We start from the raw sequence: 26,100 nt of genomic DNA on the forward strand, positions 1-26,100 counted from the left end.
TCAATTGTAACACAGTTTAGATATTCAGTTCTGGCATTCGGTGTATCGCATTCAAGATGGATGTATCTGGATCTGATGCCAAGAATGCCGCCGAAATGTCTACATGGCATGAGACCTTGTAAGGTCTTTTGAAAGAGCGAAAAGCTCTAATCATCAAGGAAGTCGGCGAGGTGGCTTCTAAGATGATTGTGTCTGTCGTCTTGATATCACATCGCGGTCGCGTCGTTGATTGTGCGACTCATCCGTTCGATCTGGCCATTGGTCCATTGGTTGTTGGGCTTAGTCAGGTGATGCAAAGTTTCGATTGCTGCGCATCGTTTATCAAAACGCGTATTGCGGACGCCGTGCGTCCCGTCCCATCATTCGCAGCACAAACGACTGCCGGGCAGCGAGGTCTGGCGCTCGCGCAACGAACGCGCCCAATCGCTGGATCAGAGAACTTAGTGCAGGATGCTGGGCCGCTGCGATAGATCGGTCGTGGCGATCTGGGGGCGCAATTCTATCTGATGCAATGCCAAACCCACCTGAGCCGCGACGCTGGTGATCACCGGGGCAACATCCGCGCGCACAAGCAGGGTGGCGATCAGCATGGCATCGTCACGCTCGCCTGTCGCGGCGGTCATGACGAAATTGGCGAAACACGCCTCGTCCGCACCGACGCAACAACAACCGACAGCATGGCGCATCAGGGGCCGCCGCCCATGCCGAGCGCAGAGGTTAAACAGCATCTCGAACGCGCCCAGTGCGGATCGGCCCCGTTGCGGGCCAAGCGCCTGCGACAGGTCGCTCCACACAGCCGTCTGACCGTCAGATCCATCGCACCAAAGGCGCATGTATAAGATCAGACTGGCCTCTATCGGGCTCAGGTCAGCCATATGGCCAACACTCCTGCCGCCTGCGGGCGCTGATACCGGGTTCATTTCGTCAGGATCAGCTTGCCGGCGCGGGTAATGCGCAACGTATAGACCTGTTCGCCCAGCACGATATGGGCCAGATCGCCACCTTCTGTCAGCACTTCGGCATCATAGACGGGCAGGTTCGGACTGGGCTGGTCGGTTCGGGCAGGCATGGTGTGGATCGACATCACAGATCCTCCGACATGCGCGGCTGCCGTTCAAAGAGCCAGGCAAGATCGACATCTTGTGGGGCGTCCAGCATGTCCATCAATTGCGCAAGATCGGGTTTTACCGGTTGGCGGTTGTCATCGTCTTTTGGGGTTGTGTCCGGTTGCATCGCCTTGGTGTCCTTTCATGTGTCATGATCGGGCTTCCCACGGCGTGCGCGCGGGTGGCTGGATACACTGTTCAGCATGCGCAAAACAGGCGCATATGTCAATCTGAGTTTTTTAGTCAGGTATAGATTTTTTGCCGCGCCTATTCAACCGCCCGGATCAACTTGCGCTCCAACACACGTAGGACCTGGCGCAGGTCATTGCCCCGTTTGAGGACCTGCCCGTCCATACCGATAACAGCATATTGACCCTGCTTCAGGCGCAGTTTGGGCCGTTTTTCGATGCGATAAAGCGGGTTCTCGGCGGTCCGGCGAAACACCGAAAAGATCGCAACGTCGCGCAGGCTGGATATGCCGTAGTCACGCCATTCGCCCGCCGCCACCATCCGCCCGTAAAGCCCAAGAATCACCCCAAGCTCTGTCCGGTGAAATGCAACCTGTGGCGGGGCCTGAAAAGGCGGCTGGGGTTGAATGTTCATACCCCAGCGTCACCGCAAATCCTTGGAAAATCAAGCACGCAGAACCACCTGCCTTTGTTATGCCGCAAAATCACCTTTCCTCCGCCTCTGCTGTTACGCACTGGGAACACAAGTGAACGCAATGTTAAGGGCATAGCGAAATGCTACTCCGGTGTTGCGGTCAATAGCCCCCACCCAGTTCGTGACACCGGAGACTTTCGCTTGAACCCCATCAGACAATATCACCATTCGCCAAGCCAGTATTGGTGACGGCAAGATTTGTCAGCCGCAGGAGATATCGGTGATCCGGTTATCGATGCCGATGCCGAAATTGATCCGTTCCGGTTGGAAATCCATCGTCACCATATCGCCGGGCCGGACCACACGGACCATGCCGAGGATCAGCACCTTTTCCAGCGCGGTTGCATCCTGACCGATCAGATCGCCGTAGCGGGCGGCGTTGCACGTATCCTCGATCGTGGGTGGCAATGGCAGGGTCGGCGTCTCTCCACCTGTACAGGCGGACAAGATCGCGATCAGCCCAATAGGTCCGACGCGACTCAGCATCACCCGCAGCCAAAGCTCAGGATGTTGCGATTGGCGTCGAGGAACACAATGGTCTGCCGTCCCGTCGGCTGGCCGGTCCAGACTTCACCATTTTCGATGATGACAAAATCGGCGTCCGTGCGTTGCGCCAGCACCGATGCATTCTGCCCGACCAGATCGTCAAAGCCAGAAAGGTTACAACCGCCGCCGACCGTGGCATCGCCACAGGCCGCAAGCAGCAGGATAAAAGTCAGTTTCTTCATGCAGCCATCATCGCCGTAGCTGTCCTGCCTTGGCAAGGACGAAGTCATTGAATGGTTGAAATCGACTGCCTGTTGGCTGATGGTTTTCAGGCAATGATAAGGGAGACGGTATGATGCGGACACGTGCGGCAGTGGCCATGGAGGCGGGCAAGCCTCTGGAAGTGATGGAGGTGAACCTGGAAGGGCCGAAAGCCGGAGAGGTTCTGGTGGAAATCAAGGCAACGGGTATCTGCCATACCGATGAATTCACCCTGTCCGGGGCCGACCCCGAAGGCATGTTTCCCGCCATTCTGGGCCATGAAGGCGCCGGTGTCGTGGTCGAAATCGGCGAGGGCGTGACCAGCTTGAAGCCGGGCGATCATGTGATCCCGCTTTACACGCCTGAATGTCGCGAATGCGAATACTGCCTGAACCCGAAAACCAACCTGTGCCAAAAAATCCGCAGTACGCAGGGGGCCGGGGTGATGCCCGATGGAACCAGCCGTTTCAGCATGCTGGATGGTACGCCGATCCTGCATTACATGGGCTGTTCGACCTTTTCCAACCACACCGTCCTGCCAGAGATTGCGCTGGCCAAGGTCCGGGAAGATGCCCCCTTTGACAAGATCTGCTATATCGGTTGCGGCGTCACCACTGGAATCGGCGCCGTGATCAATACTGCCAAGGTCGAGATCGGCAGCCGCGCCATTGTGTTCGGTCTGGGCGGCATCGGTCTGAATGTCATTCAGGGTCTGCGGCTCGCAGGGGCCGACCAGATTGTTGGCGTCGATCTGAACCCCGGCAAGGTCGAGATGGCCAAGCGGTTCGGCATGACCGATTTCGTGAACCCCAAGGATGTGACCGGCGATATGGTGGCCCATCTGGTCGAACTGACCGGTGGCGGGGCCGATTATACCTTTGATGCCACCGGCAATGTCGGCGTCATGCGCACCGCATTGGAGGCCGCGCATAAAGGCTGGGGCGAAAGCATCATCATCGGGGTCGCACCCGCTGGGGCCGAGATTTCCACCCGGCCGTTCCAACTGGTCACCGGGCGCAGTTGGCGCGGCACCGCCTTTGGTGGCGCGCGGGGCCGGACGGATGTGCCCAAGATTGTGGATTGGTACATGCAGGGCAAGATCGAGATCGACCCGATGATCACCCACAAGCTGTCGCTGGATGACATCAACAAAGGGTTCGACCTGATGCATGAAGGCAAGTCGATCCGGGCGGTGGTGGAGTTTTGAACGCAGCCCAGCTTGACGCATTGGCCCGGTCACTGACCGGGCCTTTTGCGTTTTGCGGGATTGCGTTGGCACAGGGGGGAGACACCCATCTTGCAATCGCGACGGCACCGAGGATCAGCGCCGGGCCCGACACCATGTTCCGCGTCGCGTCGATTTCAAAGATCGTAGTGGGGCAGGCCATGGCAGCCTTCGTCAAGACAAAGGCCACGACATGGCAAACGGATATCTCTGACATTCTGGGGTGGCGGCTGCGCAACCCGGATTTCGCCGAAACCCCCATCACGCTGGGCATGGTGGCCAGCCACAGTGCAGGGCTGACGGATGATGCCGGGTATGTGCTGCCGCCGGATGCGGTATTGGCAGAATGGTGCGGTACGCAGCCGATCCACCGCCACCCGCCTGGCACATATTTCAGCTATTCCAATCTGGGCTATCTGATCCTCGCTGCCGCGCTGGAAAAACTTTCCGGGCAACCCTTTCCCGATGCGGTGAGCCACTTGCTGCCGGAACGCGCCGGCTTCAACTGGGTCGGGATCGATAGCGCGGACCGATTGCCGACCTATCGGCGGGACGATAGCGGATTTGTGGCGCAGATCGACGAAACGATTGCACCGGTGCCTGATGGAACCCATCCCGGGGTCTATTCGCCGCAGGGCGGGCTGCGCCTGTCGCTGACCGGTATGTTGGAGTTGGCCCGAGGATTGCGAAACGCCGATGCAACACCACTGTGGACGCCCACGATGGGGCCCGGCGATTATGAAGGCGGGGTGTTTGAAAGCTATGGCGCAGGGCTACAGATATTCGACACGCCGAACTTCTACCCCCGCCCCCTGATCGGTCATTTCGGCAATGCCTACGGCTTCAGGGGCGGGGTTTGGTATGATCGGGAACGCGATCTGAGCGTCGCCTATGCGTTGAACGGGCTGGCGATGGGGGATGAAGATGATGCTTTCTCGGACGCCGAATTGCAGATATGCGCAGCCCTAGCTGACTGGAAAGGATGACCATGGCCAAGGACCGCATGCTGTTTGCCGTGCTGATCGACGCGGACAATATCCCCGCCAAATACGCCGACGCGATCCTGCGCGAGATCACGACGTATGGCGAGCCGGCGCTGCGCCGGGTCTATGGCGACTGGTCAAGTGCTGCCCTGAGCGGCTGGAAGAAACAGGTGGTCGAACTGGGTTTGGTCGCCAATCAGGAAACCGCCAACACGAAGGGCAAGAATGCCAGCGATATCGGTCTGGTCATCGATGCGATGGATATCCTGCATACGGGCCGGTTCGACGGATTCGTGTTGGTCAGTTCCGACAGCGACTTTACCGCACTGGCCAACCGGTTGCGCGAAGACGGGGTCGAGGTGATCGGGATTGGAGAAGGCAAGGCCCCGGTCAGCCTGCGCAATGTCTGCAACCGGTTCATCCTGATCGAGAATATCGTCGGGCAGGACACGCCGGATACACCACCCAAAAAGGCTGCCAAAACAGCGACCACCGAAACGTCAAAGCGTCAGCCACCGTCAAAGGTCGTGCCAATGGTGATCAAGGCGATGGACAGCATCGACCTGGAAGGGGAATGGTTCAAGCTGGGCCAGCTGGGGCAATACATCACCCGCGCCAATCCCGATTTCGATCCGCGGACCTATGGCAGCGCGAAACTCAGCGATCTACTGGAAAAGACAGGTCGATTCGAAACCCGCAAGGGACAAGGAAATCACTTGGAGGTGCGCAGGATCGACTAATCCTTGACGCCGTATCGCGCCATGAACATCTCAACCGCGCCATCCACAACCCGCAGTTTTTCAGCTTCGGTGAATTCGCTGGCCATATTGAAGACCATGCGCGGGAACAGGTCCGCCTTGCACAGTTCGTGGAATTGTTCCGCCGCGAGCGTCTTGTCCTCGATCTTCAATTCGCCGCGCGCGATTGCGTTGTCGAAATAGGCGACCAACCGATCGCGGATCAGCATCGGGCCACTTTCGTAAAACTCACGGCCCAACTCAGGAAACCGGTCGCTTTCACCGACACAGATGCGGAAAATGCGCTGGCCGAATTCCGAGGTCATGAAATCGACCATCTGCCGGGCAATATCGCAAAGCACCGTCTGCACCGGCGCATTCATATCGATCGACTCGATGGCGGTATCCGCCTGCCTGCAGCATTCGGTCTTGGCGACCTGCATGAACAGGAAACGTTTATCGGGGAAATAGCTGTAAAGCGTTGCCTTGGACACACCGGCAGCGCGGGCGATATCATCAACCGACGCGCCTTCGAACCCGTCGGACAGGAATACTTGTCGGGCGCCTTCCAGCACCTGATCAAACTTCCGGCCTTTTTTGGGTTCTATTGTGCCATCGGGCATCGCGTCCTCCCCTTGTGGTAACGCATCATAAACTGATCGGTTCATTTCGAGCAAGGATATTGCGGCGGTGGGGCCAAAGGGGACGGGGTGCCCCACCGCCAGGGGCGCTTACTTTGCGGGTGCGGTGCAAGTTTCGCCCTGAACTGTGGTTGTCAAATCGGTGCAACCCTGTGTCGTTTCCGGGGTCGGCTGTGGCGGGAAGGTCAGGACCGGGAAATCAACGGCGTAGGAAAACGCAGCCGCAGGGGCAGCGGCTGCAAGTGTAGCGGCGGTTAGAGTGGCAAAAAGGATGCGGTTCATCATTGGCTCCTGGGTTGGTGTTATCTCTAAAAACATAACTAAACAGTTCAGTTTAGATTGCAAGGGAAAAATGAACTGATTAGTTCACTTTTTCGTCCTTGCCCTCATCAGGCAATCAGCTAATTTAGAATCATTCTAATCCTGGAAAAACAAATGATCCCCGGACTCGCAAACCGCCGCCGCTTCAAAGACCTGTCAGAGCAGGAAATTCTGGCCCTGGCCATCTCGTCCGAAGAAGACGACGCGCGGATCTATCGCAGTTATGCTGAACATCTACGCGCGGAGTATCCTGCCTCGGCCGCCGTCTTCGATGGAATGGCTGTAGAGGAAGATGAACACCGTCGCCGCCTTATTGACCTGCACGCCACCCGTTTTGGCGAGGTGATTCCACTGATCCGGCGCGAACACGTGTCAGGCTTTTACGCCCGCCGCCCGGTCTGGCTGATCGAAAATCTGGGACTCGAACGCATCCGCGAGGAAGCCGGACAGATGGAGCGTGACGCGCAACGGTTTTACGAAACCGCCGCGGCGAACACATCGGACGCCGCGACCCGGAAATTGCTGGGCGATCTGGCTGCGGCAGAGGCCGGGCATACCGAAAAGGCGGGCGCGCTGGCTGAAAAGCATCTTGGCACCGATGCAAAATCAGAAGAAGAAAGTGCGGCACATCGCCAGTTCGTCCTGACCTGGGTGCAACCGGGGCTGGCGGGGTTGATGGATGGGTCGGTATCCACCCTCGCCCCGATCTTTGCGACCGCCTTCGCCACGCAGGATACCTGGACCACCTTTCTGGTCGGTCTCGCGGCCTCTGTCGGCGCCGGTATCTCGATGGGATTTACCGAGGCTGCGTCAGATGATGGCCAGATTTCAGGGCGCGGATCGCCCTACAAGCGCGGCTTTGCGTCGGGGATCATGACGACAATCGGCGGGTTGGGCCACGCCCTGCCCTATCTGATCACCGATTTCTGGACTGCAACCACCATCGCGCTGATCGTCGTTTTCGTCGAACTATGGGCGATTGTCTGGATCCAGAACCGCTACATGGATACCCCATTTTTGCGGGCCACGTTTCAGGTCGTGCTGGGGGGCGCGCTGGTCTTTGCCGCAGGCGCGCTGATCGGGTCGGGCTAGACGTCGCGCACCATGGTCGTTGAAGAATTGAACCCGAAGATATGGCGCAGAAGGCCGATCTGTCGGGTGTCAACCTCTTCAAAACCTTCATGAAGATATAGCGCCCTCGCACGCGGGTTGGTGTCGATGACATCCAGCCGCACCTGCCGGTACCCCCGCAGCTTCGCCTCGGCATAGACTGCGTGTAGCAGGGCCGTGCCAACGCCCTTTCCCCGCGCCTCTTCCGCAACAAAAATCCCGTCCATCAGGAACCGTTCGTTTTCCGTGTCGCGCTCTAACGCGCTTAGCAACAGCGCCCTAATCGACGCCCCGACCCAGCCATAGACCTTGCGCAGATCGCGAAACTCACCGCCCACAAGCGCGCCTTGCGACGTTTTGAACCCGGCAACCCCCAGCAGTTGACCATCCTCATCATGGGCGCAGATCCCGTGATCGGACCGCAGAACGCGGGTGATGAAAATCAGCGCGCGGTATTTCGGCCCCAGCACAAATCCCAACTTTTCACCAAATGCCTCCCAATACAGGGCGGCGGCTTCGGGGCGGTTAATCTCGGGTATACCTGTTGTGATGATCATATATCGAAACTGCTGAACGGAATGAAATGAACCGGATCGCCCGGGGTGATTTGCTGCGCAACATCGCCCAGTTCGACAAGGCCAGCAGCCCAGCTGAGCCCAGATACCCGGCCCGAACCTTCGGATGGAAAGATCGCCACCCGCCCATCTTCGATCCGGGCGCGTAGATATTCGCGGCGCCCTTCTTTCTTCGATTTTGTGAAACCGGCGGGTACCATGAACCCCTGCGGTTCGACCCAGTCGCCGCCAGCCAAAACACGCAGCGCCGGTCGGGCAAAGATCAGCGCGCAGACCATCGCCGCCACGGGATTACCAGGCAGCCCAAAAACCGGAGTCTTTTGCCAAAGCCCCAGCGCCAGCGGGCGCCCCGGTTTGATCGCCATTCGCCACAAAGCAAGTGTCCCGGTCCCCTCCAGCAAGGCCGACATGTGGTCCTCATCCCCCGCAGAGGCCCCGCCGGATGTCAGGATTACATCACAGCGTCCGGCGGCATCGTCCAGAATGACGCGCAGTTTGGGCCTATCATCCAGCGCGCGGCCCAGATCGACCACATCATAGCCCCATGCCTTCGCGACCGCGCAAAGCATCGGGCGGTTGGCGTCAAATATCTGACCTGGACCTGCGGCATCCCCCGGTTCGCGCAACTCGTCTCCGGTGGAAAGAATGCCGACACGCAATGGTTTACGGACTTTAATCTGCCCAACCCCAGCCGCCGTCATGGTGGCCAGATCAGCGGGCGTCAGGCGACGTCCGGCGTGCATGATCACGTCACCCGCAACCATATCTTCGCCCGCATCACGCGCGTTCTCCCCCTTCTTTAACGGGCCGTGAAAGGCGATCTGCGCCTCGGTCGCGGTCACGTCTTCCTGCAGAATGACCGTATCCACCCCATCCGGCAGGTTCGCACCGGTCAAGATGCGGATCGCATAGCCCTCGGGCACGACGTGGTCATAAGGCCGCCCCGCAGCCGCACGCCCCGCCACCAAAGGCAGTTGGTTCACACCCTCCGGTGCCGGCCCGGCAAACCCGTAGCCGTCCACTGCAGAGTTCGGAGCGGGTGGATGGGATCGCGCAGCCCGGACATCCTCGGCCAAAAACAACCCAGCTGCCTTGGCAACTGGCCGCGTCTCAACCCCTGTGACAACCGAAAGCTGCGCCTTCAGGTGCGCCAGTGCCTCATCCACCGGTGTCCAATGTGCCCCTTGCGGCATCGCAAAGCAATCGTTGCGCAAGGGCGGCGGTTGTAAGGCCATGGCGGCGCGCAGGGTCTCGGCCTCACCGGCGCCCAAGACCCAGCCCTCAGGGCTTGCATCCACCGCCATCAGCCGGGCCATCTGGTCAGGCGGCAGTGCAGAAAAGACGCGCGCAAACAGCGATGTCTGCGATGCATCACGGATCGTATGAGGATCAGCGGCAACCAGATCGGGCAGGAGCGAGAAATAGGTTTCCGCCAGGACGATCTGCGCATCCGGGGCTTCGAAAGGCCAAACGCACAGATCCGCGCCGAAGGCCCTGCGCAGGCGCGACAGCACCGGCAGACCCATGATGACCTGCCCACCGACAGCACCGGCACCGGCCAGTTGCCATGGAGAAAAGCTGCCGGGGATCGCCAGATCCGCCGCGCGTTTTTCTGGCAGGCCATGCCCTGCCCGATCACGCCCCTTTCGCGGCAGATTTGCGATGTCACGTTGCAGCCCGTTAAACCAGAACGGGCCAGTACCGGGAAAGCGGGCGTTGATCTCGGCGGCCAGATCGAACCGGTTGTTGGCCGTTGGGCTATCATGCACCTGTTCCTCAAACCAATCCCAAAGCGCCAGCGTATCCTCGGACCCGATCAACTGCGCGGCAAAGCCCTTTGGATAGGCAAAACACAGATCGAACCCGACAAGCACCCGATGCCCCGCGGCACGCAGATCGGTCAGCATGTCGGTGATCCACGTCTCGGCCAGTTGCCGGTTACGCAGATAGACAGGGGTCTCGGCCTCTCCATGCGCCGCGACGCAGGCCCAGATCGCGTCTTTCACAGGGCGCGGTCCGCGATCATTGCCACCGGACCAGTCCACCATGATGACGCGGTCGAATCTCACAAGCCGACCTCTGACAGGATGAAATTGGCGATCGCCGTCGTGTCGTTCAGGTCAAACACCGGTCGATCAAGGTCAAGCGCGGTGTCGCTGGCCACCGCGCGCACTGTCTGGTCATCGCGAGCAATCAGCGGGTTGCCGGTTTCAGCGCGATGCGCCTCGACCTTGGCATGGCCATCGCGCTTGTAGCCTTCGACCAGCACAAGGTCGACAGGATCAAGACGGGTCAGCAGATCGGCCAGCGGCGGTTCCTCTGCATCCTGGATTTCCGTCATCAACGCCCACCGCGCGCGCGATGCCAATAAGACCTGCTGCGCTCCGGCAGTTCGGTGGCGGTAACTGTCTTTGCCGGGCTGATCGACATCAAAGGTATGATGGGCATGCTTCAGGGTCGAAACGCTGAAACCACGGCCTGTGATCTCGGTCACTAACCGTTCCATCAGGCCAGTCTTGCCTGCGTTCTTGTAGCCGACAATGCCATAAATCCTCATAACATCGCCTCGGCTGTGGCCAGATCATCCGGCGTGTTGACGTTGAAAAAGGCGGCGTCGTCAGGAAATTCAGCCATGCCACAACCATGCCTGTCGGTCCACAGCACAACCTTGCGCAATCCGCCGTGCAAAGCGGCCCGCAAATCGTCGCGCAAGGCCACAGGCCAAAGACCAAAGGTCGGATGCCGCCCGCCCGGCGTGGCGGCAAGGGCCATGGTGGTCCCGGCCTGTTCGGCCGCCAGCATCAAACGGGGAACCAGATCGCAGGGAAAGAATGGGGTGTCTGCTGCGGCCGTCACAATATGGCTGGCCCCTTGCGTTGCGGCCCAGTCCAGCCCCGCCAGCACACCGGATAATGGTCCGGCAAATCCGTCAATGCTATCAGGAATCACCGGCAGACCCATATCAGCAAAACGGTCCGGATCACCGTTGGCATTCAACGCAAGGCCCGCCACTTGCGGTTCCAATCGCTCAATCACATGAGACAAGATCGTCCGGTCACCTAACTGCAAACGCCCCTTGTCACCGCCTCCCATCCGGGTCGCCTGCCCACCTGCGAGTATGACGCCGAGAGGTTGGGTCATCCAGCACTCTTCCAAGTGTTCAACTGCGCAAGCAACGCATCGGGTTCATCCACTGCAGACCGCGGCAGCATGAACGCTATGGCTGCGACGCGGAAAGTGAAGACATCCTTCCCCAGATGAATGTCTTCGACTCCGGCCCAACTGGTCTTCCATTTAGAAGTCGCGTTGGAAAACGTTATGCCTTCTCTATCGAAAAGCGCCTGCTGTGGGCCACGACCATATTTCGAACCGGCGGCAAACCGAGCCATGATCTTATATGGCCATTGCTGGAAGTAGAGATGAAAAACTGCACCGGCCAATGCGCCAAGGAACGCGATCAATCTGATCGATGAACGATCTTCGGTCACATAGGCCGCGATTGCGCTAGCAACGGCGGCGCCTCCGGTACACATCAAAATGACCGACAACATATAGAAAGTAGTCATCACGACCTGATAACGCTTCATGAGACTCTGCCCCGTCTGCACCATCGCATGGAGCATGAGTTTTGGTTCAATGGTGTAGTTTACCAAGATAGATTCACTCATCCCGACCCCTTCCGCCGGCTTTTCCTTGGCTCATCGGCCACCTGCGCCGGGTCCGCATCGCGCACCAGGCGATCCTCCCCGGCCAGGCACACGAACCGTTGCCCTTTCATCCGACCGATCAGGGTCAGGCCCACCTGCTGGGCGATCTCGACCCCCCATGCTGTGAAGCCCGACCGCGAGGCCAGCACCGGGATGCCCATCAGGGCCGTTTTGATGACCATTTCGGATGTCAGGCGCCCGGTTGTATAAAGCAGCTTGTCGGCGGCACTTACCCTTTCGGACAGCATCCAGCCGGCGATTTTGTCCACCGCGTTGTGCCGTCCCACATCCTCCATATAGACCAAAGGGCGCGCGCCCTGACACAGCACCGTGCCATGGATAGCGCCGGCCTCAAGATACAGCGACGGGGTGCGGTTGATCTGCGCGGCGAGCGCATAGAGGTCGGAAGTTTTCACCTGCACATCAGGCAGCACAACACCCTCCAACCCTTCCATCATATCGCCAAAAACGGTGCCAACCGCGCAGCCGCTTGTGCGCGTCTTTTTCTTCAGCTTGTCCTCAAAAGTCGTGGTGCCTTCGGTCCGCACCACCACGGTTTCCAGTTCTTCGTCGTAATCGACGCCCTTGATCGCCTCACCTTCGCGCAACATGCCCTGATTGCGCAGAAACCCGAGGGCTAGGTATTCGGGATAATCGCCAATCGTCATGGCGGTCACAATCTCCTGGCCGTTCAGAAAGATGGTCAGCGGGCGTTCTTCAACTACGTTCAGGTCAACCGCCTGCCCGTTCTGGTCGGTCCCCGTGACAGCGCGGGTCAGCCGGGCCGCCCCGGGTACCGGGGCGATCAGATAATCAGAAATGTCACCAAGACGCGCCAATTGTCATTCCCTGCCTGCCCGGTTAAGCCTGTCGCAACGCTGCCAAGCTAGGGCAATCAGATGTCAGTTTCCACCGCCAAAGCACCTGCCAAAAATGCCTATCTTGCCGGTGTGCGCGATGGCTGGCCGTTCATTTTTGTCGTGATCCCGTTTTCGACGTTGTTCGGGGTGGTGGCTACCGATGCAGGGCTCACCTTGGCGCAGGCCATGGGGTTCACCGTGCTGGTGATCGCGGGAGCGGCTCAGTTCGCGGCGCTGCAAATGATGATGGAAAACGCAGGCATCATTTTTGTACTGCTGGCGGCACTGGCGGTGAACCTGCGCATGGCGATGTATTCGGCATCGCTTGTTCCGCATTTGGGGGCGGCCCCGCTGTGGCAAAGGGCGCTGGTGTCCTATCTGAACTTCGACCAGACCTATATCACCAGCATCACCCGGTACGAGGCGCGGCCGGAAATGACTGTGGCAGAGCGGTTCCAGTATTTTGTCGGGGTCGCGACGCCAATCACCCCACTTTGGTACGGCATGACGCTTGTTGGGATCTACGCGGGCGAGGCCATTCCAGAGGCTTGGGCGCTGGATTTCATCCTGCCGATCACATTTCTGGCCATGGTCGGGCCAATGATGAAATCGCTGGCGCATGTCGCCGCAGCAGCAGTGTCAATCATTGTGGCGCTGGCCCTGATCAGCCTGCCATCCGGCACGGGCCTGTTGATCGCAGCGCTGGCCGCCATGGTCACCGGGGCCGCTGTCGAAACATGGATGGAACCGCGCGCATGACCTATTCGAGTGCCGAAATTTGGGGAATTATCGCCGTTCTGGCCGTGGGCACATTCCTGATCCGATTTTCGTTTCTGGGGCTGATCGGGGATCGCCCCATGCCACCCATCATCTTGCGACTGTTGCGATTTACGCCGGTCGCCGTATTGCCGGGGATGGTGGCACCGCTGGTGCTTTGGCCGGCCGCAACCGGAGGTCAGCCAGATCTGGTGCGCATGATCGCCGCCATCGCGACCCTCGCCATCGGCCTGTGGACGCGCAATGTGCTGTGGGGGATCATTGGGGGCGCGGTTACGCTCTATGCCGGGTTGGGCGTTACTGCCCTGCTCTGAGGGCTGCGTCGATTTCGCGGGCGGCAATGCTTTTGTCGTCGGCATCGGCCTCGCGATATTCACGGGTCGTGACCCCGGGAAGCTTCGCAAAATCATCCGACAACTTGTTGGGAAACCACGTCTGGCGAATGCTTTCAAACCCCGGAAGCTGTCCGATCAGGCGTGACGTGGCGCGGGTACAATTGGCCTGCGCCACCGGGCCGTTCGACAGGGCTAGGATCAATGCGCGCTCAGCCACCTCTGGCGACACCTCGATCTGCTGTCCAACCACGTAATAGGTGACGCGGGCATGAAAGCTCACATAATACTGTTCCAGCTCCGGGGTCACACCAAACAGCACGTCATTGCGTTCCGGCATCCGGGCCTGTTTCCACGATCCAGCCGGGTCAAACATGACCCGTTGGCTGGCGTCGATCATCAGCGCCGAATGGGCCCCGTTATCGGACCCTGTATTCTTCATGGTATAAAGCGTTAGGGATTTCGGCCCTGTGCCACGATGGATGGCGCGGGCAATCACATCGTCAGGGGCCCACACCTCTTGCGCCGTGCACGCAGACACGGCCAGCGGCAAGCCGATCAGGAACTGACGCCGTTTCATAAAGGCCTAGGCGTTGACCAGAGCAATAAAGATCAACACCAGAATGCAGATGATCGCGCCCTTGGTGACCATGCTGATAAAGCCTGCAAAGGTCTTTTCCTGAACGCTGATATCCATTTCACCCGGTTTGTAATCGTCAGCCATCTTTCGGCCCTTTCGTAATTCTGCTTGGTCACCGCATAGCCGATAAAAAACGGGCTGTCACCCGGTCAGGTCGTCACATTCTCGGACCGCTCAAGCGCCTCGGCCAGGCGGAAACCGATGCGGTTCGGTTCTGGCTGATCAATGTGTTTGGGGCTCGCTACAAGGGTGACATTCAACTGGCTGACATGCTGGATCAGCTGGGTTTTTGCCCCAATTTCGTTCGTGCCGTAATAGGTCACGATGTCCGGATCATAATAGCCCAGCCCTTCGATCCGGATCACGCCAACATTCCCTCCGGCCAGCCCCATGCCTACCTCGTGGTCATTGTCCAACTGCTGTTCGAAATTCTGGATATACATGATGATTCGTTCATAGGCCCATTGCGCCGGGCTTTTCTCGGCTGTGGATTCCACCAACGCCTTGGGCAGTTCCTTGTCAGAAGGACAGCCGACATTAGGATCGGTATGCACCTCTTTCATCTTGGGCAGAATGTCGTTCTCCAGCAGCTCTGCCGAGGTGTCGATACTCATGGTCGTCTGGGTCATAGGGGCACCGCCGTTGTTTCCTTGATCTCTTCCATAACGAAACTGGCAGAGATATCCGAGACAGAAATCCGTGATGTCAGCCGTTTATAGAACGCATCATAGGCCGGCACATCGGCAACCCGCACCCGCAGCACGTAGTCCAGATCACCGGTCATGCGGTAGGCACCGACGACCTCCGGCAGCGCGCGCAAAGCTGCCTGGAACTGATCCATCCATTTGGCGTCATGGGCGTTGGTGCGGATCAGCACCATGGCGGTCAGCGGCACGCCCACGCTGGCCGGGTTCACAAGGGCAACGCGGCCCCTGATGACCCCCGCCTGTTCCAGCGCCTTGATCCGGCGCCAGCAGGCATTGCGCGACAGGTTGACCATGCTGCTGACATCATCCACCGAAAGCGTGGCGTCATTTTGCAACAAGCGCAGGATCGCGCGGTCTATTACATCTATCTTCTCTGTCATAATTGGGACGATATCCCAATATTTTGCGATCATGCAATCATATTTGGGATCACTTGGCACGACCCTTCGCATAATCTGCACCCAAGACCAGCCAAAGGAACTTCTAATGTCCGACGCAAGCCACAGCACCGGCCGCCGCAATCCATTTGCCGCGATCTTTCTTGATCACCCGGCGACGGTGAACGAAACCTATTTTGGACATATGCGCTTTGCCTTCGGTTTCTCTTTCTGGCTCGGCGTGGCGGCGATTGCCGCCCTGATCCACGCCATCATTCCCGCACTCTGTGAAACCACGGCCAGCCGTATCCTCAAGCGGCTGCATGCCCGGATCATGGCCCGCCACTGAATGTGCCGCATTGCTGCCTATACCGGCCCCGCGATCCCGCTTGAAAACATCGTCGTCCGGCCGAACCATTCGCTTCTGACGCAAAGCCAGCACGCGACTGAGGCAAAGCTAGCGGTCAATGGCGACGGTTTCGGGATCAGTTGGTATGGCGACAACCCGGAACCGGGGCTTTACCGCGACGTGCTGCCCGCCTGGGCGGATGACAACCTGACCAACCTGTGCCGGATGGTCCGCTCACACCATTTCATCGCCCATATCAGGGCATCGACGGTGGGCGAAACCAGCCGAACCAACTGTCACCCCTTCACTTGCAAGAACTGGTCGTTCTGCCATAACGGGCAGATCCCACATTTCGGGGCAATCAAGCGACGGATGATGGCGGCGTTGCCAGACCATCTGTTCGATTTGCGGCGCGGCACCACAGATAGCGAGATGATCTTTTTGACATTGCTGCATCACGGGCTGGAGAATGACCCGACATCGGCAGTGCAACAAACCCTTACCACTATCGGCCCAGCCACTGATCAGGGTCCCATCAAGCTGACCTGCGTCTTCTCTGACGGGCAAACGCTCTATGCCTTTCGGCACGGCTCTAATGGCATCAGTCCGACACTTTATGTATCCGGTGTGCTGGACAATGGCGGGCGCGCGCTGGCGTCAGAACCGCTCTGCGGTGTGGCATCGCGTTGGACAGCGGTGCCTGACGATACGCTTTGCACCATCACGCAAGCCGGGTTAGAACCGGTGATGGGGTTGACCCTGGGGAAGCGTACCAATGACACAGCAGATCCGTCCCGGACGGCCCATCTGGCTTGAGCTGAACGCCCAGCGGGTCCAGGCCGGGATCGCATTTTATGAAACGGTTTTCGGGTGGTGGTCGCGTCCTCTGCACGTTCCCCCATGGGGCGCGATGCCCAATATCGTCAACCGCAAGCGGATATTCGGCAATCAGTTCATGGCGATGGGATCGTTTGCTGCACCGCGTTGGAACCTGTGGTTTTCGGGCGATCTGGAGAAGGCTGAAAAGGCAATCATTGCCGGTGGCGGCGATGTCGGTCAGGGCATTCACCGCCTTGGTGATCTGGGCTTGCTGCTGAACGCGCTCGACAATCGCGGCTATCCCTTCGCACTCATTTCCCTGGACCAGGATGTCCCTGCACACGACCAATATGGCGATCCCTGCATGGCAGAGTTCTGGGGTCCGGGCGCGATAGAGGCAGCGGATTTCTATGCCGCCGCCCTTGATCTGCAGGCCGTCCCGACAGACACCGGCATCATGCTCCGCGACCGATCCACGCCTCGCCTTTTCCTGCGCAACAGCGATGTGGACATCCATCCGCCGCGCTGGATCCCCTATTTTCGATCATCCAGTGTTGGCGGCGATACAGAGCGGGCGCGGCGGGCTGGCGGCATCATTCAGGTCCACCCCGAAGTCATCCCGCATATGGGCGAACTGGTCGTGATGTCAGACCCGGCTGGCGCGTTCTTCGGACTGGTTGATACCAACGTGTCCTAGATGGCACGATAGACCCAGGCCCCCTGATCCGTCAGCTCCCGCATGGCTTTTCCTGTCTGATGCAAGTGGTTCAGATGCGCCACCGCCTCAACCAGGGCCAGTCCGTATTCACCCGATCCAATACTGCGCTTGAAAAGCGGGGCAAAGCATTCACCCGCCGTGCGCGGTTCTGTCAGGTGATCCAGCAGCCGCGCCAATGCGCCATGGTGGTTTTCGATCATCTGGCTGATCCGCAGTGGCAAGCCGGTAAAGGGCAGCTTGTGCCCACCCAGCACCAATTGATCGTCGCGGGCAAAAGGGGCCAGACGTTCGCAAGATGCGATCCAATCCGTCACCGGATCAGCCTCCGGCTCAGTCGGGTAGACGCCCAGATTGGCGCTGATCGACGGCAGCAACTGATCGCCGCCAATGACCAGATTGTCATCCCGGCTCCAAAACGTTGCGTGTTCCGGCGCGTGCCCGTCACCCATGCGGATATCCCACACGCGCCCGCCCATGCTGATGGTCTCACCCTCTTTCAGCCGGGCATAACCAACAGGCAGCGGCACGACACAATCGGCGAAATTGAATGGGCGATCTGTTTTGCGTTTCTCGAATTCAGCCTCGTCCATGCCAGCGCGCCGGTAAAACTCCAGCGTCTCTGACGTGGCCTGTTCCTGTAGGTCCATCGTCAGCATCCGCGCCATCAGCCAGCCAGTGCGAGGCATATGCAGGTCGGCGCCTTTGGTTATGAACCAACCTGCCAGCCCCACGTGGTCCGGATGATGATGGGTCACGATCAGGCGGGTCACCGGTTTGCCCGTCAAGGGGCCATCCAGCAACGCGTTCCAGATCGCGCGGCTGCGTTTTGACGCAAAACCGGTGTCGATCACCGTCCATCCGTCGCCGTCGTCCAGCGCATAGACATTCACATGATCCAGCGCCATCGGCAGCGGGAGGCGCATCCAGAACACACCGTCGGCGATCTCGATTGCTTCGCCTTCGCCGGGCGGCTCCGCAAAGGGATAACGGATACCGCTTGCGCCGTCAGCCATCAGGCGGCCAGTTCTTCCGGCGTGATCGCCATCAGATCGTCCGCACCTTCACGCACATGGGCCAGCAGGCCGATATGTTCCGGCAGCAGGCGCTTGATATAGAAGGTGGCGAGTTTTTCGCGTGCCTCATCGCCAGCCAGCGCAGAGGCCAGATGCACATGCCCGCCCAGCACACGGGCAAAGGCGCGCAGGTAAGGCACGGCACCCGCGAAACGCTGGTTCAAATCGCCCTGTTCGACCAGCCATTCGGTCGTCTCGCGCAGGGACTCAGCCGCATCCCATACAGCCTCTGCCAGTTCGGGGCATGTCGCCTTGGCGGCTTCGGCCCCTTGCTGGATTTCTTCCAGCAGACGGAAGGCTGCCTCGCCCCCGTCCATCAGCTTGCGCGCGACAAGATCCATAGCCTGAATACCATTGGTACCTTCGTAGATCGCGGTCACACGCACATCGCGGGAATACTGGGCGGCACCCGTTTCCTCGATAAAGCCCATGCCGCCATGGACCTGCACACCGGTGCTCGACGCTTCAATGCCCACATCTGTGCCAAAGGCTTTGCCGATGGGAGTCAGGAAGGCAGCGCGGGCTTTCCACCCTGCATCATTGGTCGCCAGCGCCATGTCGATGGCAACGGCGTTCATCAGCGCGATGGCGCGGGCGGCATAAATATCCGCCTTCATCGTGGTCAGCATGCGGCGCACGTCAGCATGTTCGATAATCGTACCGGTGCCGGGGGCCTTGCCTTGTTTGCGCTCTTGCGCATAGGCCAGCGCGTGCTGTAGCGCACCTTCCGCCGCGCCGATACCCTGAACGCCAACGCCAAGGCGGGCATTGTTCATCATCGTGAACATCGCGGCCATGCCGCCGTGCGCCGGGCCGACCAGCCAGCCAGTCGCGCCGGAGTATTCCATGACGGCGGTAGGCGATCCATGCAGGCCCATCTTGTGTTCAAGGCTCACCACCCGCAGGTCGTTCTGTTTGCCAGGATTTCCAGCCTCGTTGGGAATGAATTTGGGCACCATGAACAGGCTGATGCCCTTGGTCCCGGGCACACCATCAGGCAATCGCGCCAACACAAGGTGGCAGACATTTTCCGTGAAATCATTATCGGCCCAGCTGATATAGATCTTCTGGCCGGTGATCGCATAGCTGCCATCGCCATTCGGCTCGGCCTTGGATCGCAGCGCGCCCACGTCAGACCCGGCCTGCGGTTCGGTCAGGTTCATCGTGCCGCACCATTCGCCGGAAATCAGCTTGGGCAGATAGGTTTCCTTGATCGCGTCGGATGCGTGATGCTCCAGCGCCTCGATCTGGCCTTGGGTCATCAAGGGGTTCAGTTGCAGCGCCAAACAGGCTGACGACATCATTTCATTGACCGTCGTTGTCAATGTCATCGGCAAACCCATACCGCCGTTTTCTGGATCAGCCGACATGCCAATCCAGCCACCCTCGGCAATCGCCTTATATCCATCGGCAAATCCGGGCGAGGTGCGCACAACACCGTTTTCCAAATGCGCCGGATGCAGATCACCGTTGCGGTTCAACGGGGCGAGGATTTCTTCGCACATTTTCGCCGCCTCCGTCAGGATCGCGTCGACCATATCGGGGGTGGCTTCGGCGAACCGTTCGGTCGCCGCCACATCGGCAAAGCCGACGACATGGTCCATCAGAAAGCGGAAATCGCTGACAGGGGCGCGATAAGGCATTGTTTTCTCTCCGGTTTATGCTGTGACTTGGCAAAGGAGGACGCCACAGTTATGCATCTTCAATTCCATTCTAACCTACCTGACAGCCCCACACCCATCTAGCAAAACGCCACGTCATGACCAATGCGACCTTACAGACATTTGGCCCCGATCCGACCGGGTTGGCGCAAGCCGCTGCCATTCTGGCGCGTGGTGGCTTGGTGTCGTTCCCAACCGAAACGGTCTATGGGCTGGGGGCGGATGCCCGCAATGACACTGCTGTCGCAGCCATCTTCGCCGCCAAGGGACGCCCCAGTTTCAACCCGCTCATCGTGCATTTGCCTGACCTTTCGGCCGCAGAAAACCTCTGCCGGTTCAACGATGATGCACGGCGGTTGGCCGGAGCATTCTGGCCCGGTGCATTGACGCTTGTGCTGCCGCTAAAGGCCGATGCAGGCATCTCCAAACTGGTCACGGCAGGGCTGGATACACTGGCGGTGCGTGTGCCTGATCATCCCGTCGCCCAAGGGCTACTGCAGGCTTTCGGCGGGCCGATAGCAGCCCCGTCCGCGAACCCGTCAGGGCGGGTCAGCCCAACGACGGCAGCACACGTCAAGGCCGGGCTTGGCAATAAAATCAACGGATTGGTTGATGGCGGACCATGTGGTGTAGGCGTGGAATCCACAATTGTCAGCTGCGTCGGATTACCGACGCTGCTGCGCGCCGGGGGGATACCTGCCGAGGCCCTAGAGGCGTGTCTGGGTCAGCCATTGGCAGTGGCGACGGACCCAGCAACGCCGCAGGCACCCGGCCAACTCGTTTCGCATTACGCGCCCACCGGTACGGTGCGGCTCAATGCCGAAAACGCGGCTCCGAACGAGGTCTTGTTGGGTTTCGGACCGGTCGATGCACCGCTGAACCTCTCGCCCTCGGGCGATCTGACCGAGGCTGCGGCGCGGCTGTTTGATTGCCTGCACCGGTTAGACGCGATGGGTGCAAAGCGGATTGCCGTTTCACCCATCCCCGACCACGGACTGGGACGCGCCATTAACGATCGTCTGCGCCGGGCTGCGGCCCCGCGCGAGTAGATAAGGTAGAACCAGCATGAAAATTGCAATCATCGGTCAAGGGGCGATCGCAGGCTATGTCCGCACACAAATCAAGCGGCGCCAGATCGTAGAGATCGCCCAGATCGTCCGACCAGGCAAGGAAATGGCAGGATCACCGCCAAGCATCTCGTCCGTCGATGATCTGCCGGGGGCGGTTGATCTGATCGTCGATTGCGGCGGCCATGCGGCATTGGCAGCCCATGGACCCGCCGCCCTGGCACGCGGAATCGACATGCTGACCGTATCGTTGGGCGCGCTGGCAGACGCTGATCTGTATGACCGGCTGTTGGCAGCGGCGCAGACTGGTAGCGCGCGCCTGTCGCTGGCTACTGGCGCCATTGGCGGGCTTGATGCATTGCGGGCGGCTGCGGTGGGGCAGCTTGATCAGGTGACCTACACCGGACGCAAACCACCTAACGGTTGGCGCGGCTCGCCTGCAGAAAAGACGCTCGATCTTGATGCAATCACAGAGGCCGCCGTACATTTCAAAGGGTCCGCTCGCGAGGCCGCGCTGGCCTACCTCAAGAACGCCAATGTGGCGGCAGCGGTGGCGCTCGCCGGAATTGGGCTGGACAGGACAAAAGTAGAGCTGATCGCCGATCCTAGCGTGACCACCAACATCCACCAGATCAGCGCCAGTGGTGATTTTGGCGAAATGCAGTTCACAATCGCTGGCAACAGCCTGCCGGACAACCCGCGCAGCTCTGCCCTTGCGGCGATGAGCGTGGTTGCAGCACTCGTCGACCGCCAGCGGCAGATTGGGTTCTAGACACCCCCGTCATTGCGACTAGGCTGCGGGCATGATCACCACCCCGACTTTTGCAGATCCGGCCCCGCGCGGCTTGTGCACCGATTGCGGCGTATCGCGGATGGCAGACCCGTCAGCTTGCGGCAAGGCCTGCCAGTTCATCAAGCCGGACTATCCGGCGTTGGAGGCGCAGGTGCATGGCCGCGCCGCCGCCGATGCAGGTGACGAACGGTTCTTTGGCGTGTCCCAAGTAATGTATCGCGCTGCACTGCACCCCGCCCGGACGGGCGCGCAATGGACTGGGCTGACCACACGACTGGCCGAAAGGTTGCTGGAAACCGGTGCTGTGGATGCGGTGCTGACCATGGTGCCGGACCCGGCGGATCGCTGGCGACCACGCCCCGCCATCATTACTGACCCCGCCGACATGGCCGAAGCGCGCGGCATGCGGATGGGCTACGCCCCCCTTCTGGCGCTGCTCGAACCGGCGCGGGACGCAGGCCACACACGCATCGCCGTCATCGGTATCCCCTGCCAGATCTACGCCTTGCGCGCGCTGGAAGCCGAACTGGGATTTGACCGGATTTATGTCATCGGTACACCGTGTTCCGACAACACGACAACCGAGAACTTTCACGATTTCCTCGGCCTGTTGACCGACGCGCCAGAGACAGTGACCTATCTGGAGTTTCGGGCGGATTATCACGTGGAACTGCGCTTTGCCGATGGCACACAGCGCCTGATCCCGTTCCTGAAGCTTCCCATCAGCGATCTGCCTGACGATTTCTTTCCGCTGACCTGCCGCACCTGCGTGGATTACACCAACCGGCTCGCCGATATCACTGTGGGCTATATGGCTGGCGAAGGGGAACAATGGCTGATCGTCCGCAATGCGCGGGGGGCCGAGATGCTGGCCGCTTTGGATTGCGAGGTGACGCTGGAACCACCCGGATCACGGGGCAAACGGGCTGGATCGGTGAAAGGGTTTGTCGAAAACACGCGGCTGGCCGCAGGCGGGCTGCCATTGCGCCGGATGCCAGACTGGCTGCGCGGGATCATGGGCTGGCTGATGCCGCGGATCGGACCAAGGGGCCTGGAATTCGCCCGCGCAAGGGTCGAGATGAAGGCGGCTGAAACCGTCCTGCATCTGCGCCGGGCGGAACCGGCGAAGATGAAAAACATGGTGCCAGAGCATGTCTGGAACCTGGCGACGCCATATGGGTTAGAGCGGGAAGATGGTGAGCGGCATTAATCCGCGCTGTAGACGCCCAGGATCTCAAGATCGCCTTGCGATATCGACAAAATGCCGCCAACTTCGTCTGCTGCTGGACCGAAGAATTCCCCGCGTGTCCCAGATAAGTTAGCCGCGCCCGAAATGTCGTCGAACAACGGGCCCGTGCCAGACGCAGCCCCCCCCGTAAACGCGCCGTTCGAAATTGTCGCGTTGGATATTGTGATGGTGCCAGTATCACCCGTTCCAACAAAACCGGAAGTGTTGCCAGTGCCCGATAGTTGAGTGAACGCAGAAGTGACGTTGCCACTACCAGCGAACGTCGCTGTGATATTCACAGTTCCGGTCAGATCATAGCTATCATCCGAGTTTGCTGCCTGCATCTCAACAATGCCGTTGTAAGTCGCCCCACCACTATCGGGGACGTTGGCGGCCCCGCTTTGAATACCAACAACACCAAAGCGATTGAACTGCGATCCCTCAAGATTGAAAAACCGCACGTATTGCTGGCCGTTCGGATTTGTCAGGTTGGCCAAACCACCGTCGGTCAGGTCTACTTGCGTTCGCCCACCGTTCAAATTTCCACCCAGCAGGCCACCGGTAATCAGGTTGCCATCATGATCCAGCGCGCCGGTATTCCCGTTGGAACCCGCACCCGAAGTAGTGACAGCGACATAGCGTAGGGCCGAATCTTCGGTCACGCTCGCATTGCTGAAGACTGTCGCACTTCCTACAACCCCGCCGGTCACGTCGGGTGCGGTAGGCTCACCCGAGTTACCGTCATCACCGCCACCGCCGCCGCAAGCGCTCAGCAAGACGCTCGCGCAAACAGTCAGAAATACGTTGCGTGCGATCTTGATCATATGAGGTCCCATCATATCAGGAAGTCGTTTTCTGAAAGGTCAGTGATCGCCAACCCGACGAAGTGAATTGTTGTGCCTTGATCAGAGAATACCGCATTGCTATCGACCGTTGTGAAATGGTCAAACACCTCTGCCTCACTAGCATAGCCAAAACTGTTTAGGCGGATCTGGTCAATTCCACTGTCGAAATCAGCCGCGAGTGCGATGGTATTCGCTGGGTTGTCAGTATCGATGTTCAATTCAGCAATGAAGTTGGTGCCGTCACCAGTATTGAATTCGAATGTATCGGCACCGCCGCCACCCTGAAGATAGTCGGTTCCGGTGCCAGCCACGAGCGTGTCATCCCCAAAAAAGAACCCACCGGGGTCGCCGCGCAACGTGTCATTGCCGCTGCCGCCGCGCAACGTATCATCACCGACACCACCAAGCAGGATGTCGGCACCTGATCCGCCGTCTGCGGTCATGTTGCCAAAGCCACCAACGATCACATCATTATTGTCATTGCCATTTAGGGTGTTGTTGCCAAAAGTATCGACGATCAGGTCATTGCCGCCGTTGCCGGAAATTTGATCATTGCCAAGCCCACCAAAAATCTGATCATTGCCTTGCGTTGCGGAAACGACATCATTCCCGGCACGAGCCAAGATCAACTGCCCGTCACTGCTGTTGGCAATATCGATGTTGTCACTACTCTCGGTGCCATAGTTGCGCACCCCATAAAGCGCCTGAATACCGGCAATATCGCCGTCACCCAGCGAATTTGTCGAAATCGTGTCGTTCATGATTTCAGAAGTATCATCCACATGATCAAGGCCCAGCGCATGGCCGATCTCGTGCAGGACCACGCCAAAGAAACTCAGATCACCATCCGCGTCGTTGGGGTTGGTGTCGCTGCCGCCAAAGGGGCTCCACGTCGGTTCGAGATCCATGTAGACGGTAGATGCAAAAATCTCCGCCACATCATTGAACCGATCAGCACCGCTCGAAAAGCTGTAACGAGCCAGACCCACTGTGTTGCCAGCCAAAAGCGGTTCCTGTGCCTCAGTGGCTGTGATGACATCGATATCCGCGTCACCAGTCACCATGCGAAATGTCAGATTGGCAACCGCGGCCCATGCATCAAATGCTGCCTCAACGGCCTGTTCGAACTGGCTGATGGAGTACTCCATCCCATCAAAATCAAGCCCGGCCAAAGACATCGACCACGTGATCTCATCACTTGCGCGGCCCAGTTCATCGTCATCCCATTTGAGGTTTTGGGTTCGTCCATCAAAAGTGGCTGTGCTCAACCGATACGTCATCAACACTTTCCTTGCCTACCACGATTTGCGCATAAATCGCTTTTGGCATCTGGTTGCTATCGGACATGGCCAAATTGTGACGAAAGCACGAATTATTCGGCACCATAGTCGTCAAAGGTTGCGATTTTCCTGCGCATTTGTGCGGTTTTTTGCCGAACGGCGGTCAAACGGGAAGCGCCGTCGTCTGCCGCACCGTTCGCAGCGCAAAGGACGATTGCATTTGCGCCACCCCAGGCAGGGTTGCCAGATACCGCCGGTGGATACGGGCGAAATCCTCGGTGTCGCCGGCCACTACTTTCAGCAGATAATCCGCCGTACCAGCCATCAGGTGACATTCCAGCACGTCCGGCACCAGTGCGACCGCCCTTTCGAACGCATCCAGAACCTCGTCCGCCTGTCCGCTCAGCGTGATTTCGACGAAAACAGTGGTCGGTCGCCCCACCTTGCGCGGGTTAAGGAGGGCCACGTAGTCACGAATATAGCCGTCTTTCTCAAGCCGTTGCACCCGCCGGTGACAGGCTGACGGCGATAGGTTGGCGACCTCGGACAGTTCGGCATTGGACATGCGCCCTTTCTTCTGCAGAACCTCAAGGATTCGCCGGTCGATACTGTCGAGTTCCATTTGCCGCACGATCCTTCGATGATTTGTTGGTTTGCCGCACATTCCTATCGCTGTTATCGCCATCATCCAAGAGAAATGCCGGTGCAATTGCGCCGCATTAGGGCAAATCTCGCAGATGAAGATCGGGAGGAGACCGG

The 26,100-nt window shown here is 59.2% G+C and carries 35 protein-coding genes; 12 read left to right on the forward strand and 23 right to left on the reverse strand.

What is annotated here, in order from left to right; all coding sequences use genetic code 11:
• Positions 1–440: 440 nt before the first annotated feature.
• The 6 genes from ACFWW4_RS01580 to ACFWW4_RS01605 all read right to left on the reverse strand — a co-directional run bounded on the left by ACFWW4_RS01580 (position 441) and on the right by ACFWW4_RS01605 (position 2,497).
• Positions 441–875 (reverse strand): hypothetical protein, encoded by a 435-nt coding sequence (locus tag ACFWW4_RS01580; protein WP_411889251.1) that lies wholly within the window; start codon positions 873–875, stop codon positions 441–443.
• Positions 876–916: 41 nt separating this feature from the next.
• A complete protein-coding gene (gene hemP, locus ACFWW4_RS01585; protein WP_411889252.1) occupies positions 917–1,084 on the reverse strand; it encodes a hemin uptake protein HemP in 168 nt (55 codons plus the stop codon).
• On the reverse strand, positions 1,084–1,233 hold the full coding sequence (locus ACFWW4_RS01590; RefSeq protein ID WP_411889253.1) for a hypothetical protein: 150 nt from the start codon (positions 1,231–1,233) through the stop codon (positions 1,084–1,086). The genes hemP and ACFWW4_RS01590 overlap by 1 nt, the downstream gene beginning before the upstream one ends.
• A gap of 140 nt (positions 1,234–1,373) precedes the next feature.
• A complete protein-coding gene (locus ACFWW4_RS01595; RefSeq protein WP_411889254.1) occupies positions 1,374–1,709 on the reverse strand; it encodes a DUF2794 domain-containing protein in 336 nt (111 codons plus the stop codon).
• Positions 1,710–1,970: 261 nt separating this feature from the next.
• A complete protein-coding gene (locus ACFWW4_RS01600) occupies positions 1,971–2,255 on the reverse strand; it encodes an I78 family peptidase inhibitor (protein ID WP_411889255.1) in 285 nt (94 codons plus the stop codon).
• Positions 2,255–2,497 carry a hypothetical protein gene (locus ACFWW4_RS01605; RefSeq protein ID WP_411889256.1) on the reverse strand — a complete coding sequence of 81 codons (243 nt, stop codon included), beginning with the start codon at positions 2,495–2,497 and terminating at the stop codon, positions 2,255–2,257. The genes ACFWW4_RS01600 and ACFWW4_RS01605 overlap by 1 nt, the downstream gene beginning before the upstream one ends.
• 113 nt (positions 2,498–2,610) lie before the next feature.
• Between ACFWW4_RS01605 and ACFWW4_RS01610 the strand changes: the two genes are divergently transcribed.
• Genes ACFWW4_RS01610 through ACFWW4_RS01620 form a run of 3 tightly spaced genes read left to right on the forward strand, consistent with a single transcriptional unit; the run spans position 2,611 to position 5,464 of the window.
• Positions 2,611–3,723, forward strand: a complete 1,113-nt coding sequence (locus ACFWW4_RS01610; protein WP_411889404.1) for an S-(hydroxymethyl)glutathione dehydrogenase/class III alcohol dehydrogenase — start codon at positions 2,611–2,613, stop codon at positions 3,721–3,723.
• Positions 3,720–4,727, forward strand: coding sequence for a serine hydrolase domain-containing protein (locus ACFWW4_RS01615; RefSeq protein ID WP_411889257.1), 1,008 nt, complete (start codon positions 3,720–3,722; stop codon positions 4,725–4,727). The genes ACFWW4_RS01610 and ACFWW4_RS01615 overlap by 4 nt, the downstream gene beginning before the upstream one ends.
• 2 nt (positions 4,728–4,729) lie before the next feature.
• Positions 4,730–5,464, forward strand: coding sequence for an NYN domain-containing protein (locus tag ACFWW4_RS01620; protein WP_411889258.1), 735 nt, complete (start codon positions 4,730–4,732; stop codon positions 5,462–5,464).
• On the opposite strand, the gene ACFWW4_RS01625 is transcribed toward ACFWW4_RS01620, so the two are convergent.
• Entirely contained in the window at positions 5,461–6,084 is a 624-nt protein-coding gene (locus ACFWW4_RS01625; protein WP_411889259.1) for a TetR/AcrR family transcriptional regulator, read from the reverse strand. The two genes, ACFWW4_RS01620 and ACFWW4_RS01625, sit on opposite strands and share 4 nt — an antisense overlap.
• Before the next feature lie 108 nt (positions 6,085–6,192).
• The gene (locus ACFWW4_RS01630; protein WP_393932088.1) at positions 6,193–6,384 is read right to left on the reverse strand and encodes a hypothetical protein; all 192 of its coding nucleotides are present in this window, start codon (positions 6,382–6,384) and stop codon (positions 6,193–6,195) included.
• Between the two features lie 153 nt (positions 6,385–6,537).
• Here ACFWW4_RS01630 and mbfA point away from each other — a divergent pair, with 153 nt between their 5' ends.
• Entirely contained in the window at positions 6,538–7,515 is a 978-nt protein-coding gene (gene mbfA / locus ACFWW4_RS01635) for an iron exporter MbfA (protein WP_411889260.1), read from the forward strand.
• On the opposite strand, the gene ACFWW4_RS01640 is transcribed toward mbfA, so the two are convergent.
• The 6 genes from ACFWW4_RS01640 to ACFWW4_RS01665 are packed head-to-tail and all read right to left on the reverse strand — an operon-like array spanning position 7,512 to position 12,654.
• Positions 7,512–8,090, reverse strand: coding sequence for a GNAT family N-acetyltransferase (locus ACFWW4_RS01640; protein WP_411889261.1), 579 nt, complete (start codon positions 8,088–8,090; stop codon positions 7,512–7,514). The two genes, mbfA and ACFWW4_RS01640, sit on opposite strands and share 4 nt — an antisense overlap.
• Positions 8,087–10,156: a gephyrin-like molybdotransferase Glp gene (gene glp, locus ACFWW4_RS01645; protein WP_411889405.1), complete on the reverse strand. Its 2,070-nt coding sequence runs from the start codon at positions 10,154–10,156 to the stop codon at positions 8,087–8,089. The genes ACFWW4_RS01640 and glp overlap by 4 nt, the downstream gene beginning before the upstream one ends.
• A gap of 17 nt (positions 10,157–10,173) precedes the next feature.
• The gene (gene mobB / locus ACFWW4_RS01650; RefSeq protein WP_411889262.1) at positions 10,174–10,665 is read right to left on the reverse strand and encodes a molybdopterin-guanine dinucleotide biosynthesis protein B; all 492 of its coding nucleotides are present in this window, start codon (positions 10,663–10,665) and stop codon (positions 10,174–10,176) included.
• On the reverse strand, positions 10,662–11,249 hold the full coding sequence (gene mobA / locus ACFWW4_RS01655) for a molybdenum cofactor guanylyltransferase MobA (RefSeq protein WP_411889263.1): 588 nt from the start codon (positions 11,247–11,249) through the stop codon (positions 10,662–10,664). Before mobA ends, mobB begins: the two co-directional genes overlap by 4 nt.
• Positions 11,246–11,776, reverse strand: coding sequence for a hypothetical protein (locus tag ACFWW4_RS01660; protein WP_411889264.1), 531 nt, complete (start codon positions 11,774–11,776; stop codon positions 11,246–11,248). The genes mobA and ACFWW4_RS01660 overlap by 4 nt, the downstream gene beginning before the upstream one ends.
• The gene (locus ACFWW4_RS01665) at positions 11,773–12,654 is read right to left on the reverse strand and encodes a formate dehydrogenase accessory sulfurtransferase FdhD (protein ID WP_411889265.1); all 882 of its coding nucleotides are present in this window, start codon (positions 12,652–12,654) and stop codon (positions 11,773–11,775) included. Before ACFWW4_RS01665 ends, ACFWW4_RS01660 begins: the two co-directional genes overlap by 4 nt.
• Positions 12,655–12,714: 60 nt before the next feature.
• On the opposite strand from ACFWW4_RS01665, the gene ACFWW4_RS01670 reads away from it, so the two are divergent.
• Together ACFWW4_RS01670 and ACFWW4_RS01675 are read left to right on the forward strand one after the other, a co-directional pair.
• The gene (locus ACFWW4_RS01670; protein WP_411889266.1) at positions 12,715–13,434 is read left to right on the forward strand and encodes an AzlC family ABC transporter permease; all 720 of its coding nucleotides are present in this window, start codon (positions 12,715–12,717) and stop codon (positions 13,432–13,434) included.
• On the forward strand, positions 13,431–13,766 hold the full coding sequence (locus ACFWW4_RS01675; protein ID WP_411889267.1) for an AzlD domain-containing protein: 336 nt from the start codon (positions 13,431–13,433) through the stop codon (positions 13,764–13,766). The genes ACFWW4_RS01670 and ACFWW4_RS01675 overlap by 4 nt, the downstream gene beginning before the upstream one ends.
• Here the strand turns inward: ACFWW4_RS01675 and ACFWW4_RS01680 are convergent.
• The 4 genes from ACFWW4_RS01680 to ACFWW4_RS01695 all read right to left on the reverse strand — a co-directional run bounded on the left by ACFWW4_RS01680 (position 13,750) and on the right by ACFWW4_RS01695 (position 15,511).
• On the reverse strand, positions 13,750–14,364 hold the full coding sequence (locus tag ACFWW4_RS01680) for a hypothetical protein (protein ID WP_411889268.1): 615 nt from the start codon (positions 14,362–14,364) through the stop codon (positions 13,750–13,752). The two genes, ACFWW4_RS01675 and ACFWW4_RS01680, sit on opposite strands and share 17 nt — an antisense overlap.
• A gap of 6 nt (positions 14,365–14,370) precedes the next feature.
• Positions 14,371–14,508 (reverse strand): aa3-type cytochrome c oxidase subunit IV, encoded by a 138-nt coding sequence (locus ACFWW4_RS01685; protein ID WP_411889269.1) that lies wholly within the window; start codon positions 14,506–14,508, stop codon positions 14,371–14,373.
• Positions 14,509–14,573: 65 nt separating this feature from the next.
• Positions 14,574–15,053, reverse strand: a complete 480-nt coding sequence (locus ACFWW4_RS01690; protein ID WP_411889270.1) for a DUF6173 family protein — start codon at positions 15,051–15,053, stop codon at positions 14,574–14,576.
• The gene (locus tag ACFWW4_RS01695) at positions 15,050–15,511 is read right to left on the reverse strand and encodes an Lrp/AsnC family transcriptional regulator (protein WP_411889271.1); all 462 of its coding nucleotides are present in this window, start codon (positions 15,509–15,511) and stop codon (positions 15,050–15,052) included. Before ACFWW4_RS01695 ends, ACFWW4_RS01690 begins: the two co-directional genes overlap by 4 nt.
• 106 nt (positions 15,512–15,617) lie before the next feature.
• Here ACFWW4_RS01695 and ACFWW4_RS01700 point away from each other — a divergent pair, with 106 nt between their 5' ends.
• Genes ACFWW4_RS01700 through ACFWW4_RS01710 form a run of 3 tightly spaced genes read left to right on the forward strand, consistent with a single transcriptional unit; the run spans position 15,618 to position 17,373 of the window.
• The gene (locus tag ACFWW4_RS01700) at positions 15,618–15,857 is read left to right on the forward strand and encodes a DUF6356 family protein (RefSeq protein ID WP_411889272.1); all 240 of its coding nucleotides are present in this window, start codon (positions 15,618–15,620) and stop codon (positions 15,855–15,857) included.
• A complete protein-coding gene (locus ACFWW4_RS01705) occupies positions 15,858–16,673 on the forward strand; it encodes a class II glutamine amidotransferase (RefSeq protein ID WP_411889273.1) in 816 nt (271 codons plus the stop codon).
• Positions 16,633–17,373 (forward strand): hypothetical protein, encoded by a 741-nt coding sequence (locus ACFWW4_RS01710; protein WP_411889274.1) that lies wholly within the window; start codon positions 16,633–16,635, stop codon positions 17,371–17,373. The genes ACFWW4_RS01705 and ACFWW4_RS01710 overlap by 41 nt, the downstream gene beginning before the upstream one ends.
• Here ACFWW4_RS01710 and ACFWW4_RS01715 read toward each other — a convergent pair.
• Together ACFWW4_RS01715 and ACFWW4_RS01720 are read right to left on the reverse strand one after the other, a co-directional pair.
• A complete protein-coding gene (locus tag ACFWW4_RS01715) occupies positions 17,370–18,407 on the reverse strand; it encodes an MBL fold metallo-hydrolase (protein ID WP_411889275.1) in 1,038 nt (345 codons plus the stop codon). The genes ACFWW4_RS01710 and ACFWW4_RS01715 overlap by 4 nt on opposite strands.
• The gene (locus ACFWW4_RS01720) at positions 18,407–20,110 is read right to left on the reverse strand and encodes an acyl-CoA dehydrogenase (protein WP_411889276.1); all 1,704 of its coding nucleotides are present in this window, start codon (positions 20,108–20,110) and stop codon (positions 18,407–18,409) included. The genes ACFWW4_RS01715 and ACFWW4_RS01720 overlap by 1 nt, the downstream gene beginning before the upstream one ends.
• 116 nt (positions 20,111–20,226) lie before the next feature.
• Between ACFWW4_RS01720 and ACFWW4_RS01725 the strand changes: the two genes are divergently transcribed.
• Genes ACFWW4_RS01725 through ACFWW4_RS01735 form a run of 3 tightly spaced genes read left to right on the forward strand, consistent with a single transcriptional unit; the run spans position 20,227 to position 23,198 of the window.
• Positions 20,227–21,177 carry an L-threonylcarbamoyladenylate synthase gene (locus ACFWW4_RS01725; protein WP_411889277.1) on the forward strand — a complete coding sequence of 317 codons (951 nt, stop codon included), beginning with the start codon at positions 20,227–20,229 and terminating at the stop codon, positions 21,175–21,177.
• Between the two features lie 16 nt (positions 21,178–21,193).
• Positions 21,194–21,967: an aspartate dehydrogenase gene (locus tag ACFWW4_RS01730; RefSeq protein ID WP_411889278.1), complete on the forward strand. Its 774-nt coding sequence runs from the start codon at positions 21,194–21,196 to the stop codon at positions 21,965–21,967.
• A 31-nt stretch (positions 21,968–21,998) separates the two neighbouring features.
• A complete protein-coding gene (locus tag ACFWW4_RS01735) occupies positions 21,999–23,198 on the forward strand; it encodes a Coenzyme F420 hydrogenase/dehydrogenase, beta subunit C-terminal domain (RefSeq protein ID WP_411889279.1) in 1,200 nt (399 codons plus the stop codon).
• On the opposite strand, the gene ACFWW4_RS01740 is transcribed toward ACFWW4_RS01735, so the two are convergent.
• The 3 genes from ACFWW4_RS01740 to ACFWW4_RS01750 form a co-directional block, all read right to left on the reverse strand.
• Entirely contained in the window at positions 23,195–24,040 is an 846-nt protein-coding gene (locus ACFWW4_RS01740) for a transferrin-binding protein-like solute binding protein (protein WP_411889280.1), read from the reverse strand. The genes ACFWW4_RS01735 and ACFWW4_RS01740 overlap by 4 nt on opposite strands.
• Positions 24,041–24,051: 11 nt before the next feature.
• Positions 24,052–25,341, reverse strand: coding sequence for a calcium-binding protein (locus ACFWW4_RS01745; protein WP_411889281.1), 1,290 nt, complete (start codon positions 25,339–25,341; stop codon positions 24,052–24,054).
• Between the two features lie 163 nt (positions 25,342–25,504).
• Positions 25,505–25,963, reverse strand: a complete 459-nt coding sequence (locus ACFWW4_RS01750; RefSeq protein WP_411889282.1) for an Lrp/AsnC family transcriptional regulator — start codon at positions 25,961–25,963, stop codon at positions 25,505–25,507.
• Positions 25,964–26,100: the final 137 nt, after the last annotated feature.

The sequence above is a fragment of the Yoonia sp. SDW83-1 genome, from assembly GCF_046762885.1.
Taxonomy (GTDB): Bacteria; Pseudomonadota; Alphaproteobacteria; order Rhodobacterales; family Rhodobacteraceae; genus Yoonia.